The sequence below is a fragment of the Bradyrhizobium sp. AZCC 2230 genome, assembly GCF_036924495.1.
In the GTDB taxonomy this organism is placed as follows: Bacteria; Pseudomonadota; Alphaproteobacteria; order Rhizobiales; family Xanthobacteraceae; genus Bradyrhizobium; species Bradyrhizobium rifense.
In genome coordinates this window covers 5,012,646-5,028,616 of record NZ_JAZHRS010000001.1, presented here as the reverse complement: position 1 = coordinate 5,028,616, position 15,971 = coordinate 5,012,646, and the positions used below count along the sequence as shown (strand labels likewise).

General features: G+C 64.9%; 17 protein-coding genes. 7 read left to right on the top strand and 10 right to left on the bottom strand.

The window, feature by feature from the left end:
* Positions 1-60: 60 nt before the first annotated feature.
* Positions 61-1,104 (bottom strand): C-terminal binding protein, encoded by a 1,044-nt coding sequence (locus V1280_RS24135; RefSeq protein ID WP_334529775.1) that lies wholly within the window; start codon positions 1,102-1,104, stop codon positions 61-63.
* 252 nt (positions 1,105-1,356) lie between these two features.
* Here V1280_RS24135 and V1280_RS24130 point away from each other — a divergent pair, with 252 nt between their 5' ends.
* On the top strand, positions 1,357-3,042 hold the full coding sequence (locus V1280_RS24130) for a methyl-accepting chemotaxis protein (RefSeq protein ID WP_334529772.1): 1,686 nt from the start codon (positions 1,357-1,359) through the stop codon (positions 3,040-3,042).
* A 132-nt stretch (positions 3,043-3,174) separates the two neighbouring features.
* Here V1280_RS24130 and V1280_RS24125 read toward each other — a convergent pair whose 3' ends face one another.
* Together V1280_RS24125 and V1280_RS24120 are read right to left on the bottom strand one after the other, a co-directional pair.
* Positions 3,175-4,152, bottom strand: coding sequence for a Bug family tripartite tricarboxylate transporter substrate binding protein (locus V1280_RS24125; RefSeq protein ID WP_334529770.1), 978 nt, complete (start codon positions 4,150-4,152; stop codon positions 3,175-3,177).
* A 231-nt stretch (positions 4,153-4,383) separates the two neighbouring features.
* Complete coding sequence (locus tag V1280_RS24120; protein ID WP_334529767.1) at positions 4,384-5,319, bottom strand: DMT family transporter; 936 nt, start codon at positions 5,317-5,319, stop codon at positions 4,384-4,386.
* A 105-nt stretch (positions 5,320-5,424) separates the two neighbouring features.
* Between V1280_RS24120 and V1280_RS24115 the strand changes: the two genes are divergently transcribed.
* Both V1280_RS24115 and V1280_RS24110 read left to right on the top strand, forming a co-directional pair.
* A complete protein-coding gene (locus V1280_RS24115; protein ID WP_334529764.1) occupies positions 5,425-5,814 on the top strand; it encodes a DUF1330 domain-containing protein in 390 nt (129 codons plus the stop codon).
* Positions 5,815-6,147: 333 nt separating this feature from the next.
* Positions 6,148-7,302: an IS481 family transposase gene (locus tag V1280_RS24110; protein ID WP_334529761.1), complete on the top strand. Its 1,155-nt coding sequence runs from the start codon at positions 6,148-6,150 to the stop codon at positions 7,300-7,302.
* 56 nt (positions 7,303-7,358) lie between these two features.
* Here V1280_RS24110 and V1280_RS24105 read toward each other — a convergent pair whose 3' ends face one another.
* Entirely contained in the window at positions 7,359-8,291 is a 933-nt protein-coding gene (locus tag V1280_RS24105) for a DMT family transporter (protein ID WP_334529758.1), read from the bottom strand.
* Positions 8,292-8,718: 427 nt separating this feature from the next.
* Between V1280_RS24105 and V1280_RS24100 the strand changes: the two genes are divergently transcribed.
* Both V1280_RS24100 and V1280_RS24095 read left to right on the top strand, forming a co-directional pair.
* Entirely contained in the window at positions 8,719-10,011 is a 1,293-nt protein-coding gene (locus V1280_RS24100) for an adenylosuccinate synthase (RefSeq protein ID WP_334529755.1), read from the top strand.
* Between the two features lie 37 nt (positions 10,012-10,048).
* Positions 10,049-11,635: a hypothetical protein gene (locus V1280_RS24095; RefSeq protein ID WP_334529752.1), complete on the top strand. Its 1,587-nt coding sequence runs from the start codon at positions 10,049-10,051 to the stop codon at positions 11,633-11,635.
* A 210-nt stretch (positions 11,636-11,845) separates the two neighbouring features.
* On the opposite strand, the gene V1280_RS24090 is transcribed toward V1280_RS24095, so the two are convergent.
* The gene (locus tag V1280_RS24090; protein WP_334529749.1) at positions 11,846-12,205 is read right to left on the bottom strand and encodes a hypothetical protein; all 360 of its coding nucleotides are present in this window, start codon (positions 12,203-12,205) and stop codon (positions 11,846-11,848) included.
* A gap of 192 nt (positions 12,206-12,397) precedes the next feature.
* Complete coding sequence (locus V1280_RS24085) at positions 12,398-12,643, bottom strand: hypothetical protein (protein ID WP_334529746.1); 246 nt, start codon at positions 12,641-12,643, stop codon at positions 12,398-12,400.
* A 143-nt stretch (positions 12,644-12,786) separates the two neighbouring features.
* Between V1280_RS24085 and V1280_RS24080 the strand changes: the two genes are divergently transcribed.
* Entirely contained in the window at positions 12,787-13,212 is a 426-nt protein-coding gene (locus V1280_RS24080; RefSeq protein ID WP_334529743.1) for a DUF5413 family protein, read from the top strand.
* Positions 13,213-13,273: 61 nt separating this feature from the next.
* Complete coding sequence (locus tag V1280_RS24075) at positions 13,274-13,831, top strand: DUF4112 domain-containing protein (RefSeq protein ID WP_334538400.1); 558 nt, start codon at positions 13,274-13,276, stop codon at positions 13,829-13,831.
* Between the two features lie 80 nt (positions 13,832-13,911).
* Here the strand turns inward: V1280_RS24075 and V1280_RS24070 are convergent, their stop codons facing one another.
* The 4 genes from V1280_RS24070 to msrA all read right to left on the bottom strand — a co-directional run bounded on the left by V1280_RS24070 (position 13,912) and on the right by msrA (position 15,841).
* Positions 13,912-14,205 carry a hypothetical protein gene (locus V1280_RS24070; protein ID WP_027532521.1) on the bottom strand — a complete coding sequence of 98 codons (294 nt, stop codon included), beginning with the start codon at positions 14,203-14,205 and terminating at the stop codon, positions 13,912-13,914.
* 212 nt (positions 14,206-14,417) lie between these two features.
* Positions 14,418-14,582, bottom strand: a complete 165-nt coding sequence (locus tag V1280_RS24065) for a DUF3309 family protein (RefSeq protein ID WP_187436663.1) — start codon at positions 14,580-14,582, stop codon at positions 14,418-14,420.
* A 107-nt stretch (positions 14,583-14,689) separates the two neighbouring features.
* Positions 14,690-15,109 (bottom strand): peptide-methionine (R)-S-oxide reductase MsrB, encoded by a 420-nt coding sequence (gene msrB, locus V1280_RS24060; RefSeq protein WP_334529736.1) that lies wholly within the window; start codon positions 15,107-15,109, stop codon positions 14,690-14,692.
* 30 nt (positions 15,110-15,139) lie between these two features.
* Positions 15,140-15,841 (bottom strand): peptide-methionine (S)-S-oxide reductase MsrA, encoded by a 702-nt coding sequence (gene msrA / locus V1280_RS24055; protein ID WP_334529734.1) that lies wholly within the window; start codon positions 15,839-15,841, stop codon positions 15,140-15,142.
* Positions 15,842-15,971: the final 130 nt, after the last annotated feature.

Genomic DNA, 15,971 nt, shown 5'->3' with positions numbered 1-15,971 from the left:
GGTGAAGGGCCGTTTCGGTTTCTTGTCGGTCTTTCGGCGCGCTCTTTGCGGCCAGCCGCCTTAGCTGTTCGGGCCGCGGTCCATGCCGACAGGTTGCCAGCGGCGGAGCGCGGTGTCTTGCAGCACCGACGGGTTCACGCAGCTTACCGGCCACATGCCCTGAAGCACCAGTGACAATTCGTAGCCCACCCGGCGCTTGCGCGCCTCGTCGAACCGTGCCGAGGCCGAGGCGACATGGGCGGTCAGGGTCACGTTCTCCATGCCGAGGATGGGGTTGTTGTGCGACGGCGGTTCCTTCTCCAGCACGTCGAGCGCGGCATGCGCGATCCAGCCCTCCTGCAGCGCCTTGATCAGGCTCTCCTCGTCGACGGTGGCGCCGCGCCCGGTATTGATGAAGACCGAGCCCTTCTTCATCTGCCGAAAATGCTTCTCGGTCAGCATGTGATGCACTTCGGGCCGGGCAGGCGCGTGCATCGAGACGAAGTCGGATTGCGACAGCACCTCGTTCAGCGTCGCCGGGATGACGCCATGGTCCCACATCAGCGTTTCCTGGATGAAGGGATCGTAGGCCATCATGCGCAGGCCGAACGGGGCGGCGCGCTTCGCAACTGCACGCGCGACGCGGCCGAACGAGACGAAGCCGAGCGTCTGGCCCATCAGCCGCGGGATCTTCAAGAGCGCCGGCCGGCCCTCGGTCCAGCGGCCGGTACGCACCATCCTGTCCTGCTCCACCAGGCGGCGGAAGCCGGCGAGCAGCAGCATCATGGCGTGGTCGGCGACTTCCTCGATGAAGGTGTCGGGGATGTTGGTGACGGGAATGCCGCGCGCGGTCGCCGCCTTCACGTCGACGCTATCGACGCCGACCGAGCCGAGCGTGATGACCTTGCAGTTTTCCAAGCTGTCGATGATCGACTTGGTGATCGGGATGCCCTTGGCGTAGATCGCGTCGGCATTCTTGGCGGCGGCGATGAACTCCGCCTCGTTGGCCGGCGCCTCGACGATCTCGGCATCGATCGGATCGAGCGCCTCGCGCTCGTAGGAATAATCGCTGCCCGCGACCGTGAAGCTCGCGCCCTTCGGCGTCACCACCCTGTATTTCGGCATTTCCTGCTCCCGATTTGGTTTGTCGGTTCTTGTTGTGGCCCGCACCTTTGGGCGGGCCTTTGCGTCTTTTACGCGAAATCGGCGCGACCGCGTACAATCGCCGGTTGCCGGCTGATGATTATTTGCCGTTTTTGCCGGCATCGTCCGGGCTTCTACGGAGGCGTGTAAGTAACTTGCTAAGGGGTCCTGCACTAAAAATTGATTCAAATCAGAAATAACCAGCGCCGAATCCGCGCGTTCGAGGAGCCCATCGTGAAGTTGAGCAATCTGAAGATCGCCCCCAAGCTGGGCATCCTTGTCGGCGTCACCTTGTTCGGCCTGTGCATTTCCGGAGTTCTCGCCGGCTACCTGATGAAGCGCGAGATGGTGAATGCACGCATCGACCAGACCAAGGCGATCGTCGACATGGGCCGCAACTACGCGGCCACCCTGGTGAAGCGGGTCAATGCCGGCGAAATGACGAAGGATGCCGCGCTCGCCGAGCTTCGCCGCTACGGCAATGCGATGACCTATGACAACGGCTCCGGCTATCTGTTCGGCACGACCTATGACGGCATCACCCAGCTCGCGCCCGATCCGAAGCAGATCGGCACCAACCGCATGGACGTCGTGACCAACGGCCGCAAGCTGTCGGTCGAGCTGATGGACGGCGTCAAGGCCAACGGCTCGATCCTGCTGTACTATGAATACGTCAAGCCCGGCCAGGAAACGCCGATCCGCAAGATCGGTTACGCCGTCGCCGTCCCCGGCTTCGACATGTATCTCGGCACCGGCGCCTATCTCGAGGACATCGACCAGAAGATGGGCCCGGTCTACTGGCTGCTCGGCCTCGCCATGCTCGGCATCGTCATCGTCGCCGGCAGCGTCGCCTGGATGATCGGCCGCAGCATCAGTCGTCCGCTGGCACTGCTCGGCACGCGCATGAAGGATCTCGCCGACGGCAAGCTCGAGGGTGACATCCCCGGCGTTGGCCGCGGCGACGAGGTCGGTGCGATGGCTGCGACCGTCCAGATCTTCAAGGACAATGCGGTCCGTATCCGCGACCTCGAGAAGACCGAGGCCGAGGCCAAGGAGCGTGCCGCGGCGGAACGTCGCAGTGCGATGGAGGGCATCGCCAGCGACTTCGAACGCAGCGTCAACGGCATCGTCCGCTCGGTCTCCTCGGCCGCAACGGGCATGCAGGCCACGGCGCAGTCGATGACTGCGACCGCCAGCGATGCCTCGTCGCGGGCGGCAACGGTCGGTGCGGCCTCGCAGAGGGCTTCGGGCAATGTCGGCACGGTTGCCGCCGCCGCCGAGGAGCTGTCGAGCTCGGTTACGGAAATCTCCCGCCAGGTGACGCGCTCGACCGAAGTGGCGAGCCGCGCCGTCAGCGACGCCGAGCGCACCAACGCCACGGTGCAGGAGCTCTCGACCGGTGCCGAGAAGATCGGCGAGGTGGTCAAGCTCATTCATTCGATCGCGGCGCAGACCAATCTGCTCGCGCTCAACGCCACCATCGAGGCGGCGCGCGCCGGTGAATCCGGCCGCGGCTTCGCCGTCGTCGCCTCCGAGGTCAAGGCGCTGGCCAACCAGACCGCCAAGGCCACCGAGGAAATCTCCGCGCAGGTCGCGGCGATGCAGACCTCGACCAGCGATGCGGTCGCAGCGATCGGCGGCATCACCCAGACCATCGCCGAGATGAGCGAGATCACCGCCGGCATTTCGGCCTCGATCGAGCAGCAGGGCGAGGCCACCCGCGAGATCGCCCGCAACATCCAATCGGTCGCGGCCGGCTCGAACGAGATCAACGCCAATATCGGCAGCGTCACCTCGGCCGCGGAAGCGACCGGCAGTGCGGCCAGCGACGTGCTGACCAACGCCCGCGAGCTGGACAGCCAGTCCGGCGCGCTACGCAGCGCGGTGGATGGCTTCCTCGCGAAGGTGCGTGCGGCGTAAATTCTTGCGCTGAATTCCTGGCGCTGAATTCGTAGGGTGGGCAAAGATGCGAAGCGTCGTGCCCACCTTTTCTCTTTGAGTTTGCTGAGGTCTCGGTGGGCACGCTTCGCTTTGCCCACCCTACGAGAGCGCCTACTGCTTCTCGATCCCCGCGTCCCGGATCAGCCGCTCCCACAGCACCAGCTGCTCGTTCACGAATGTGCCGAGCTGCTCCGGCGTGCCGGAGAAGGCGTCCATGCCGAGCGTGGCGAGCTGGGCCTTGATCTCGGGCTTCTCGACGATCTTGCGGATTTCGGCGTTGAGCCGGGTCACGATCTCCTTCGGCATGCCGGCGGGGCCGAAATAGCCCTGCCATGACGAGATGTCGAAGTCCGGCACGCCGGCCTCCTGCATCGAAGGCAAGCTGGGGATCAGCGGCGTGCGGTCCTTGGTGGTGACGGCGAGCGCCCGCAACGCATTGCCCTGGACATGCGGCAGGCCGGTCAGGATGTCGACGAACATCATCGAGACGCGGCCGCCCATGACGTCGTTGAGCGCCGGCGGCGAGCTCTTGTAGGGTACGTGCAGGAGGTCGAGCCCGGCATTGTGCGCGAAGGTCGCGCCCGAGACGATCGCCGAGGACGAGCCGGAGGCGTAGCTCAGCTTGCCCGGATTGGCCTTGCCGTAAGCGACAAGCTCGGCGACGGTCTTGGCCGGCACGTCCGGGTGGATCACCAGCATGAAGGGCAGATCGCCGGTGCGCGCGATCGGGGTGAAATCCTTCACCGGATCGTAGGTCAGGCTCTTGAGCAGATAGGGATTGGCCGAATGCGTGGTGTTGGTCGTCACCAGCAGCGTGTAGCCGTCGGGCGCCGAGCGCGCGACATAGGTCGCCGCGATCATGCCGTTGGCGCCTGCCTTGTTCTCGATGACGATGCCGACGCCGAGCGCCTGCGACAGATGCTGCGAGATCAGCCGCGTCGTGGTGTCGGTGCCGCTGCCGGCCGCGAACGGCAGTACCAGCGTGATGTTGCGGCCCGGCCAATTATCGGCCTGCGCGGCGGATGCGGCGGCGAGACACAGCGCGGCGGCGCCGGCGGTACGCAGGACGCGCATGAGCGAAGACAGCATGTTCGGACGTTCCCCCTTTTTCGTTGGCGGGGAACCTAGCGTCTCCTCGTTGAAATCGGAAGGTGCGAGTTAACTTGGTCTCGTGCCCCGGACGCAGCGCAGCGCTTCTTCAGCGGTGCGCTGCAGAGCCGGGGCCCATGCCGCGGCAAACTGGGTCCCGGCTCTGCGCGGCGTCACTGCGTGCCGCAGCGCGTCCGGGACACGAGCGCACCGCGTCCGCGTGCAGCGGAATTACTTCACCGCCGAACCTTGTCGCGAGGCGATGACGACGCCGGCGAGCACCAGCGCGTAGCCGATCAAATGAAACGGCTGGAGCTTTTCGCCGAGCAGGACGATCGCCATCGCCGAGCCGAACACCGGCACCAGATGAAAGAACGGCGCGGCGCGGTTCGGCCCGATCAGCGCGACGCCGCGGTTGAAGAACAGATAGGCGAGCGTCGAGGGGAAGATCAGGATGTAGCCGAGCGTCAGCAGCGTCACGGTGTCGAATTGCATGACATTGCCGGACCACGCCTCCCAGACCGCCGTCGGCAGCAGCATCAAGGCGCCGCAGCAGGTGGTGAAGGACAGAAACGACAGCTGATGAACCTTCGGCCGGCGCGGGATGAAGGCGGAGTAGATGCCGAACGCCACCAGCGAGGAGGCGAACATGATGTCACCCCTGTTGAACGAGATGCTTGCCAGCGCCGCAAGATCGCCGCGCAGGATGATGATCAGCACGCCGAACAGCGAGATCGCGATGCCGGCGAGCTGACCGCGGGTCAGCCGTACGCCGAACAGCACCAGCGACCACAGCGCCACGAACAGGGGACCTGCCGACTGGATCAGCAGCGCGTTCAGCGCCTCGGTATATTGCAGGGCCCAGTAGGAGATCGCGTTGTTGAAGGCGAAGCCGACCAGCGACAGGAACAGCATCAGCGGCAGGCTTTTGCGCAAGGCCGGCCAGTCGCGCTTCAGATGCGGCCAGGAAAACGGCAGCAGGATCAGGAATACGCCGAACCAGCGGATCGTGGTCACCGTCAGCGGTGGCACATGCGCGCCGACATGGCGCGCGAGCACGATGTTGGCGGCCCAGAACAGCGAGCTCAGGCTCAGCAGCAGATAAGGCTGGTTGTTGAGCCAGCTGACCGGATTCGAGGCAGGTGGCGCGGGCGAAGCGATCGTCATTGGCGTCACATACGACCTTGCGCCGGATTGCCATCGTGACACAAGTCACGCCGCCGCAATGCTACAATGCAGGCGCGACCCGGGGAGGTGCCTTTGGCGGTCAATATGTTGAACATTGTGGGCCTGGAACGGCTCGACCGGCATGCGCCGGTGGTGATGCTGAACTTGATGCGCTTTCACGCGCGCTCGCGCGACGGTGATGGCTCCGGCTGGGATGCGTATTTGCGCTACAGCGCGATCACCGTGCCGATGATCAAGGCGCGCGGCGGCACGCTGCTGTGGACCGGCGAGGCCAGGGCGATCGCGCTCGGCCCGCATGCGGGCAACGACTGGGATTTCGTCGCGCTGGTGTTCTATCCGTCCGTCGCGGCGTTCCTCGACATGATGACGTCGGAGGCTTACGAGCGCGATGCCGACCCGCATCGCGTCAACGGCTGCGCCGAGCATGTGATCATTGCGACGAGCGAGGCGTACAGCAAATTCAAGACGAAGTAGTTGCTGTCAGTCGCTCGGCGCGCGCTTCTTCCCCTCTCCCCTTGTGGGAGAGGGTGGCTCGCCGCGGAGCGGCGAGACGGGTGAGGGGTCTCTTTCCTCACGCGCAGTTTGTCAGTCGACAGATACCCCTCATCCGGCGCCATAGCCGAAGCTTTGCTTCGGCGTTCTTAAGAACGGCGGCCGAAGGCCGCCTATGCCACCTTCTCCCGCAAGGGGAGAAGGAAGAACTCTGTCCAGACCGGATAGATAGGTAACAGAGTAGACTGGATGGATAGGTGACAGTTCTCTGTCGGCTGGGAGGATCAGCCGATGCCTTGGCGAGAGAGCTGCGCAATGGACCAACGGGTTAGCTTCATCGCGGATCAGCGAAGCGGATCGTGGACGATGACGGAGCTGTGCGAGCGCTACGAGATTAGCCGTAAGACCGGGTACAAATGGTTGGAGCGCTACCGGTTGGAAGGGGCTGGAGGGCTTGCGGATCGTTCGCACGCCGCGCGGGTGCATGGATGCGCGACGCCGCAGCACATCGTGGATGCGATTGTGGGGCTGCGGCTTGAGCGGCCGAGCTGGGGGCCGCGCAAGATCGTGAGCAAGCTTGAGGCTCGCCAAGAGGATGTCGATTGGCCATCGGCCTCGACGGCAGGCGAGATCCTTAAACGGGCGGGACTGGTTAGCAGCCGTCGGGTCCGACGACGTGCGCCGCCGCGGATGGGGCAATTGACGGTACCTCAGCATGCCAACCACGTATGGGCGCTCGATCACAAGGGCTGGATCCGACTGGGCGACGGCTCTCGGGTTGAGCCCTTCACGGCGACCGATGGCTTCAGCCGCTATTTGATTAGTTTGGCGACGACGGGCAGCACGCAACATGCCGAATGCCAACCGCTGCTGGAGCGGGCGTTTCGCGAGTACGGCTTGCCGCAGATCATCCGCTCGGACAACGGCTCGCCGTTCGCCTCGACCGGGACCACGGGTCTGACGGCGCTGTCGGTATGGTGGATCAAGCTTGGCATCCGCCACGAACGGATTGATCCTGGCCATCCGCAGCAGAACGGCCGGCACGAGCGCTTTCACCTCACACTTCTGGAAGCCATGCGGCCCCCGCCGCCAACGCGGGCCGCGCAGGCTCGTCGCTTCGCGGCATTTGTGCGCGACTACAACGAAGAACGGCCCCATGAGTCGCTTGGTCAGCGGCCGCCTGCCAGCGTGTATCAGCCTTCGCCTCGTGCGATGCCAAAGCGGCTTCCAGAACCAGATTATCCAGCCGAAGCCGCGGTGCGCCAAGTCCGCTCCAACGGCGAGATCAAATGGCGTGGCGACTTCGTCCACATCTGCAGCGCTCTCGACGGTGAAGCGGTTGCCGTCGAGGAAACCAAGGAAGGACACTGGCAAGTGCGCTTCTTCGACGTGCCGATTGGCATCATTGACCAGAAAACACGCAAGCTGCGGCGCTGCGCTAGCGCAGCGCCGCAGCCGACCAAATCATGAACGAGTGTCACCCATCCATCCGGTCTATTTTGTTACCCATCCATCCGCTGGACAACTCAGGTCGCCTGCTTCCGTGACGCCACGAACACGCCGGACAGCACCAGCGCAAAACCGATGAAGTGGAACGCCTGCGGGTGCTCGCCCAGGAAGGCCATCGCCATGATCGAGCCGAACACCGGCACGACGTGAAAGAACGGCGCGGCGCGGTTGGCGCCGATCAGGCGGACGCCGCGGTTGAAGCAGAGATAGGCGAGCGTCGAGGGAAACACCGCGACATAGAACAGGGTGAGCAGGTTCGGCCCGTCGAGCTTCATGACGGGACGCGCCGACAATTCCCAGATCTCCAGCGGAATGAGGCAGGCCGCACCGGCGCCGAAGGTGAAGGCGAGAAACGACAGGCCGTGGATCGGCGGCCGCTTCAAGGTCAGCACCGAATAGAGCGCGAAGATGATCAGCGCGACGATGAAGATCAGGTCGCCCTTGTTGAAGGCGATGTTCGACAGCGTGGTGATATCACCGTGCAGCAGGATGATGAGCACGCCGCACATCGAGAGAGCCACGCCGAAGGCCTGCACCGCGGTGAGGCGGATGCCGAGGATGACCAGCGACCACAGCGCCACGACCAAAGGTGCTGCCGACTGCAACAGCAGGGTGTTGAGCGCCTGGGTATGCTCCAGCGCCCAATATTGCAGGGTGTTGAAGGCGCCGATGCCGGTGATCGACAGCACGATCATCAGGCCGAGTTTCTCGCGGATCGCGGGCCAGTCCTGGGCGAGATGCTTCCAGGCGAACGGCAGCACCAGCAGGAAGGCGAAGGTCCAGCGCAGGAAGGACAGTGTCACCGGCGGGATGTGGCCGGCGGCGAGGCGCCCCACGACCGCATTGCCGGCCCAGCACAGCGCGGTGATGCCGAGCAGGAGATAAGGCTGGTTGGCAATCCAGTGCTGGCCGGATGTGTCGGCGCTCGTGGTCTGGCCGGTGGCGGACATTGTGATTGTTATGGCCCCGCGGTGGAATGCACCAAGGCCACCAGCCCGGCGGCATCCGGGCCGGTCGAAACCCGGCCCCGTTCAAAGACACGGAAATCGGGGCTGCATCAACGGGGGCGGGCGCATCGCGACCATGCAGCGGCCGACGCTGTGCCTAGCGCTTTGGTCGAGGTCGGTGCATGGCCTTGGAAGATTTCCGGATTTTCCGGGGATATCAAGGGCTTGGATCGGGCATTGGGTCCTCAAAAAGCCCGCTTCTTGCTTGCCTAGAGAGGCTGCTTCCTTTATCCGGTTGGCTGCCCCGCATACGAACGGCTCCAAGCCGGGAATTGGGCTGGGCGCAGGCATGATCTTAGGAAAAGTGGGTACCGGTTTTCCGTTTGGATCATGCGCATATAGAGAAAATTCTTCGAAGGATTACCCGCGAATGGCCAATGTTGTCGTCGTCGGCGCCCAGTGGGGCGACGAAGGAAAGGGCAAGATCGTCGACTGGTTGTCGGAGCAGGCGGACATCGTCGCGCGCTTCCAGGGCGGCCATAATGCCGGCCATACGCTGGTCATCAACGGCGAGACCTACAAGCTCGCGCTGTTGCCCTCGGGCGTGCTGCGCCCGTCTAAACTGGCGGTGATCGGCAACGGCGTGGTGTTCGATCCGCAGGCCTTCCTCGACGAGGTTGCCAAGCTGCGCAATCAGGGCGTCGCGGTCGGCCCGGAGAATTTGCGCGTCGCGGAGAACGTGACCCTGATCCTGCCGCTCCATCGCGAGCTCGATGCGCTGCGCGAATCGTCCAATTCTGCGACCGCGATCGGCACCACCCGCCGCGGCATCGGACCGGCCTATGAGGACAAGGTCGGCCGTCGCGCGATCCGGCTGATGGACCTCGCCGACCTCGACACGCTCCCGCACAAGATCGACCGGCTGCTTGCGCACCACAACGCGCTGCGTCGCGGCCTCAACCTGCCGGAGTTCGACGGCAACGAGATCCTGAAGGAGCTGACCGCGTTCGCGCCGCAGCTGCTGCCCTACGCCGAGACCGTGTGGCGCCTGCTCGACATCGAGCGGCGTGCCGGCAAGCGCATCCTGTTCGAAGGCGCGCAAGGTGCCCTGCTCGACGTCGACCACGGCACTTACCCTTACGTCACCTCGTCCAACACGGTGGCGGCGCAGGCCGCGACCGGAACGGGCATCGGTCCGGGCGGGGTCGGCTACGTGCTCGGCATCTGTAAGGCCTATACGACCCGGGTCGGCCAGGGGCCGTTCCCGACCGAGCTCTTGAACGAGATCGGCGAGGAGATCGGCCGTCGCGGCCGCGAGTTCGGGGTCAATACCGGGCGCAAGCGCCGCTGCGGCTGGTTCGACGCCGTGCTGGTCCGCCAGACCGTGCGGACCTGCGGCATCAACGGCCTGGCGCTGACCAAGCTCGACATTCTCGACGGCTTCGATTCGATCGAGGTCTGCGTCGGCTACAAGCTCGACGGCAAGGAGATCGATTATTTCCCGGCCGGCGAGGGGGCCCAGGCCCGGGTCGAGCCGATCTGGGAGACCATCGAGGGCTGGAAGGAGCCGACCGCCGGCGCGCGGTCCTGGGCCGACCTGCCCGCCCAGGCCATCAAATATGTCCGCCGGATCGAGGAATTGGTGGGGTGCCCGGTCGCACTTCTTTCCACCAGCCCCGAACGCGAGGATACTATCCTGGTGCAAAATCCGTTTGAGGCTTAACGATCTCTTACCAGGCCGCGGATATAGTTGAGTAGAAATGGCTGATTACTATCCGCTGATCGCCCGTGCTATTGCCGCCCTGGACCCCAACGCTCCCGGCGAAAGCCGGCGCGCGCTCTATGAGCGGGCGCGCACGGCCCTGATCGCGCAGCTGCGCAGCGTGCAGCCGCCGCTCTCCGAATCCGAGATCACCCGCGAACGGCTGTCGCTGGAAGAGGCCGTTCGCAAGGTCGAATCGGAAGCCGCCCAGCGGGCCCGCGAGGCCTCGCGCCCCGGTGGCGGCGCCCGCAGCGGGAGCGGCAGCGGCGATGCGTTCCGCCGGGCCAGCGCCCGCGCAGCCGACCACAACCCGACCGCATCCCCTCCACCGGCTCCGCCGCGCGCGCGTCCGGCCGCGCCGTCGCCGCGCCCGCCGCTTGGCGGCGACGACCAGAACGATGCTCCGCGTCCGCCCCGCGCCCCGCGTTTCGATGCGCCGCGCCAGCCTGGTCCGCCGGAGCCGCCGGCCGGGCGCTCTCCTCCGCGTCGTCCGTCTGATGCCGGACCGCCGCCGCCATTGCCGCCGGCGCCGGGCGTGCGTGGCTTCCGCGACATCACCGCCGACGTCAATGATCTCGGCGGCGCCGCCGCGCAGGCCAACCGCGCCGCGCGCCGCACCTACGCCAACGTGCCGTCGCCCTCGCCGGAATTCGACCGGCTCGAGCCGAGCCTGGAAAACCGCGCCGCCGAACCCGACGCGCCCTATTCCTATGACGAGTCGATGGAGGAGGCCGAGCGCTACGCGCCGCAGGCCCAGCCGCCGTCGCCGCGTCCGCGGATCGCAGCCGACCGCGGTGCCAAAAAGCCCAAGCGCGCCGGCTCGATCTTCCCGTTCAAGAGCGCGATCGCCATCGGCATCGTGCTGATCCTGGTCGGCGCCGGCATCCTCTGGGGCAAACAGCTGGTCCAGATCGCGACCAATTTGTTCAAGTCCTCGCCCACCCAGGTGGTCGAGGCGCCGAAGGATGCCTCGCAGCCGCAGAGCAAGCCGAAGATTCCGGATCGCGTCGGCCAGCCCTCGGCCAGCGACCAGCCGGCCGCGCCGGTTGCGCAGAAGGTCGTGCTCTATGACGAGGATCCGTCCGACCCCAAGGGCAAGCAATATGTCGGCTCGGTGGTGTGGCGGCTCGAGCCGATCAAGGCGTCGGGCAACCAGAAGGCCGACATCGCCGTGCGCGCCGACATCGAGATCCCCGACCGCAAGTTCAAGATGACGATGTCGTTCCGCCGCAACACCGACTCGTCGCTCCCGGCGAGCCACACGGCCGAGCTGACCTTCATCCTGCCGCCGGACTTTCCGGGCGGCAGCGTCTCCAACGTGCCGGGCATCCTGATGAAGTCGAACGAGCAGGCGCGCGGCACGCCGCTCGCGGGCCTCGCGGTCAAGGTCACCGACGGCTTTTTCCTGGTCGGCCTCTCCAATGTCGACGCCGACCGCGCCCGCAACGTCCAGCTCCTGAAGGAGCGCTCGTGGTTCGACGTGCCGCTGGTCTACGCCAACCAGCGCCGCGCCATCATCGCCATCGAGAAGGGCGCCCCCGGCGAGCGCGCCTTCAACGACGCCTTCGCGCAGTGGGGCGACTAGGCTTGCTTACCTCTCCCCAGCGGGGAGAGGTCGGATTGCGCTCGGCGATGCAAAGCATCGTCCGAAGCAATCCGGGTGAGGGGCCGCAACGTTCAGTGAGACTGTAACCCCTCACCCGGATCGCATCTTCGATGCGCTCCGACCTCTCCCTACGGGAGAGGTGAACAGAGCCCTCCAACGGGCAGCGGTCTACTCGAAATTCGCTAGGCCCTACTGCGCGGCCGCTTCCCGCTTGCGCGATGCCGCTGCGGCGGCCGCTTCGCGGTCCATCACGGCACGGCAGCCGGGGCTGACCTGCGCTTTTTTCTGGACCATGCAGGCCCTGATGCGCGGGATGTCCGGGATTTCACTGGAGCACAGCCGCATCGCATCGCCCGAGCACATCTGCTGCGCTTCGGACGAGAAGGCGAAGCCGGGTGAAGTCTGGAACGTGATGGCGGCGAAGGCCAACAGCGAAGCGGTGGTCTTGAAGAGCGTAGCGATGGTGCGTGTCATGAACAATGCGTCCCCGAGTTCGGTGGCTTGAACCACTTGGTTTTGGGGCGCCGCACGCGGCTTGATCTGCCGCATGTCACAGCCTTCACGCCGGGAACTGAATCCCGCATGTGGTCGCTCGATTTCTTGATATTCGAATCGAAAAGTGCTGCGCCGCCCGATTCGAGTATGCGCGATTGTTACGAAGCTGCAATGGGCGACGCGAAGGAATTCGCAGCTGTTGCGCGACCGTCACGCAAAACGTCGCGCGCAACTTGCGTGCCGATCTTACATTCCGTGGCTCTCGAACACCTTGCTGCACGATCTCGACAGTTTGGCGCGGTTGGCCTGAAGGCAACCCTGCACCGCGCCGTCATTGCCGAGGTCCTTGCGGCACAGCCGCGAGGCGTCGCGCGAGCAGGCGTTCTGCTCCTGCGGCGTGCCCATATGGCCTTGCGCAAAGGCGGGTGCGTTCGACAGGCCGCCGAGGGCCGTAAACGTGATCGTCGCCAGCAACAACAGTTTACGAGACATCGGCGGCTCCAAATCTGACAAGGAATTTAAGGGTCCAGTCTGAACCCGCCGCGTTGCCACTTGTTCCCCCGAACAGCCGCAACCCCGCTATCCAAGGTTCCGGCCACGCTGCTATAAATCCCTCTGCGTATGAGGAGTCCTTGATGAAACGCTATCTGGTGTTCGCGCTCGTCGGTCCGTTCGTGGGCGGGTTTCTGCTTTTGCTGACGACGACCTACCAGTCCGGCTACTGGACCCAGACCAATTGGGGCGAGGTCGGCAAGCTGTTCGTCGTGTTCTTCAAGACGCTGCAATACAGCTATCTGTTCGGCTTCCTGCCGTCGCTGATGATCGGCGCGGTCGACGACATCCTGCTTCACATCAGGCGCATCGGGCCGGGGCTGCGGATGCTGCTGGTCGGCCTGATCGCCTTCATCCTCGCCGCGTTCACCTACAGCTCACGCGGGGCGGATTCAGGCGCAGTGCAGTTCATCCTGTACGGCCTGGTCGGTTTCGTGCCGGCGGTGCTGTCATCCTGGCTCGTGCATCGCTATGTCGAGGAGCCGCAGCCCGCGGCGGCGGCGAGCTGAGCGCGCGACCTCAAGGCGCGGCGCAGCAACCTCTGCTGCGCTCGCGCGTTCCCCAATGGCCATGACCATGCCCGATGACAACATTCTCGCGCCACGCAGATCCCGCTCAGGGACGCAGTCGCGCGCCGATTTTTCGGACCGCGCGGCGCGCGGACCGATCATTGATCAGGACGGCCAGGAGATCCGCCCTGAACAGATTCGTCCCGAAACCCTGGAGCAGGGGTTTCAGGAGTTTCGCTTCGAGTTCGGACAAGGCAACCCGTTCGGCAACCTGACGCGCGAGCAACGCATCGCGCGGCTCGAGGCGATCGCAAAGCTGCTCGACGTCGCCTTCATCCTGCCGGGCACCAATATTCGCTACGGCATTGACGGTCTGATCGGCCTGATCCCTGTGATCGGCGACATCATCACCACCGCGATCTCGCTGTGGCTGGTGCGCGAGGCCCGTGCGCTCGGCGCGCCCTGGTACATCACCGCGCGGATGCTCGGCAATGTCGCGGTCGACGGCGTGGTCGGCATCGTGCCGTTCGTGGGCGACGCCTTCGACGTCATGTTCCGCGCCAACATGCGCAACGTGCGCCTGTTGCGCCGCTGGCTCGACAAGCAGCCGCGCCTCTGAATCCCGCCCCTATGAAAAGCAAAAAGCGCGACAGCCTTTCGGCCGTCGCGCTTTCCACGCACATCGGAGTTTTGCGAAATTTACGCCGCGTCGGCGTCGGTCTCGGCGACCGGTTCCGGCTTGCGGTGGCGCGGCAGCGGGAAGGCCTCGCTCTCATAGAGCGAGCGGATGCCGTTCTGGTCGAACCGGGCTTCCTCGACCTGGAGGTACGCGCCATTCAGCGAATCCGTCGGCAACTGCTCCATCGCGAACTGCACGGCCTCGGCCGCGGTGCCGAACCGGCGATAGGTGAAGCCCGCGCGCTTCTTCTTGCGGATGGCGGCGGGAAAGAGCTCGGCGGAGGTGTTGAAGTTGAACGGACGCAGTGGACGCATGGTCAAAGACCTCGTGATCTTGTCTGGGGCTTTAAGCGCGTGGGGTTTGGGAGGGCGGAGGCCACACTCGGCTGGGCCCGCCGCACATCATTTTCGTCCTCTAATATAGGCCGTTTTGACAGAAATGCGACCCCTGCGATGGGAGATGATGAATCCATGCATGGCAGGTCCGCAACCGCAGAAAATTAAATAATTTCAGCGACTTATATGATTTACAGCTTGCCAAGCAGCAGCAGGACGAGCAGCACCACCAGAACAACGCCGCCGATCCCCATGCCGGAATGGCCCATGCCGTAGCCATAACCGCCGATCCGACCGGACCAGCCGCCCAAGAGATAGATGATCACCAGGATGATCAGGATGGTCCCAAGTGACATGGCGTCCTCCCTGGCGGCCGCCGGATGACGCTCAACGGCTGCACCGCCAGACAAGAAAAGCACATCGCGCCGCCGGGTTCCATCGGGGAACCCGGCGGCGCGCAATCTTATTTCGGCTCCAGCTTCAGCGCCGCCGAGTTGATGCAGTAGCGCAGGCCGGTCGGCCCCGGTCCGTCCGGGAAGACGTGGCCGAGATGGCCGCTGCATTTGGAGCAGAGCACCTCGGTGCGGATCATGCCGTGCGTCGCATCCCGCTCCTCGTCGATATGGCTCTCGACCGCAGGCGCGGTGAAGCTCGGCCAGCCGCAGCCGGAGTCGAACTTGGCGTCGGACTCGAACAGCACGTTGCCGCAGCCGGCGCAGACATAGGTTCCGGCACGGTGGTCGTGCTCATATTCGCCGGAGAAGGGGCGCTCGGTCGCCTTCTCGCGCAGCACCGCGTACTGCATCGGCGACAGCTCGCGGCGCCACTGCTCTTCGCTCTTGATGACCTTGTCGTCGGTGGTTTTCGTCTTGGTGTCGGGCATGGGTCTCCCGTTTCTTTGGCGATCTCGCGATCAGTTGGTGGCCTTGCTGGCGCTCACCAGCGTCGGCTTCTCAATGTAGTTATCCGCGAACAGTTTTTTCAGGTTCTCGACCTTCGGGATGTCGTTATAGGCGATGTAAGGCTGGTTCGGGTGCAGCGTCAGATAGTCCTGATGGTAGCCCTCGGCCGGGTAGAACGCCTCCAGCGTGCCGACCTTGGTCACGATCGGCTTGCTGAACACCTTGGCGCCGTCGAGCTGGGCGATATAGGCCTCCGCGACCTTCTTCTGCTCGTCGGAGGTGGTGAAGATCGCCGAGCGATATTGGGTGCCGCTGTCCGGTCCCTGGCGGTTGAGCTGGGTTGGGTCGTGCGCCACCGAGAAGTAGATCTGGAGGATCTTGCCGTAGGAGATCTTCTTCGGGTCGAACTTGATCTCGACCGACTCGGCGTGGCCGGTCCGGCCGCTCGAGACGGTCTGGTAATCGGCGGTCGCCTTGGTGCCGCCGGCATAGCCTGAGACGGCGTTGACGACACCGGCCGTGTGCTGGAACACGCCCTGCACACCCCAGAAGCAGCCGCCGGCGATCACCGCGGTCTGGATGCCATTCGCGGGTGCTGCGTCGACTGTGGGGGCAGGGATCACGACGGCGTCTTCCGCGGCCCGGGTCGGTGCGGCAAAGGCCAGCGTCAGGGCGGTGGTGGCGGCGAGCAGGGACAGGACGGAGCGGCGCATGGCGGATCCTCTTTCGGAAGGCCTGACAGTTTAGGGCGGTTGAGGGCGGGCGAACAGCCTGCCCCGTCGTTTTCGGACATCGGAGATACGGGCGGACCGGGCGATTGTTACGGCCTTGGAGACACGAACC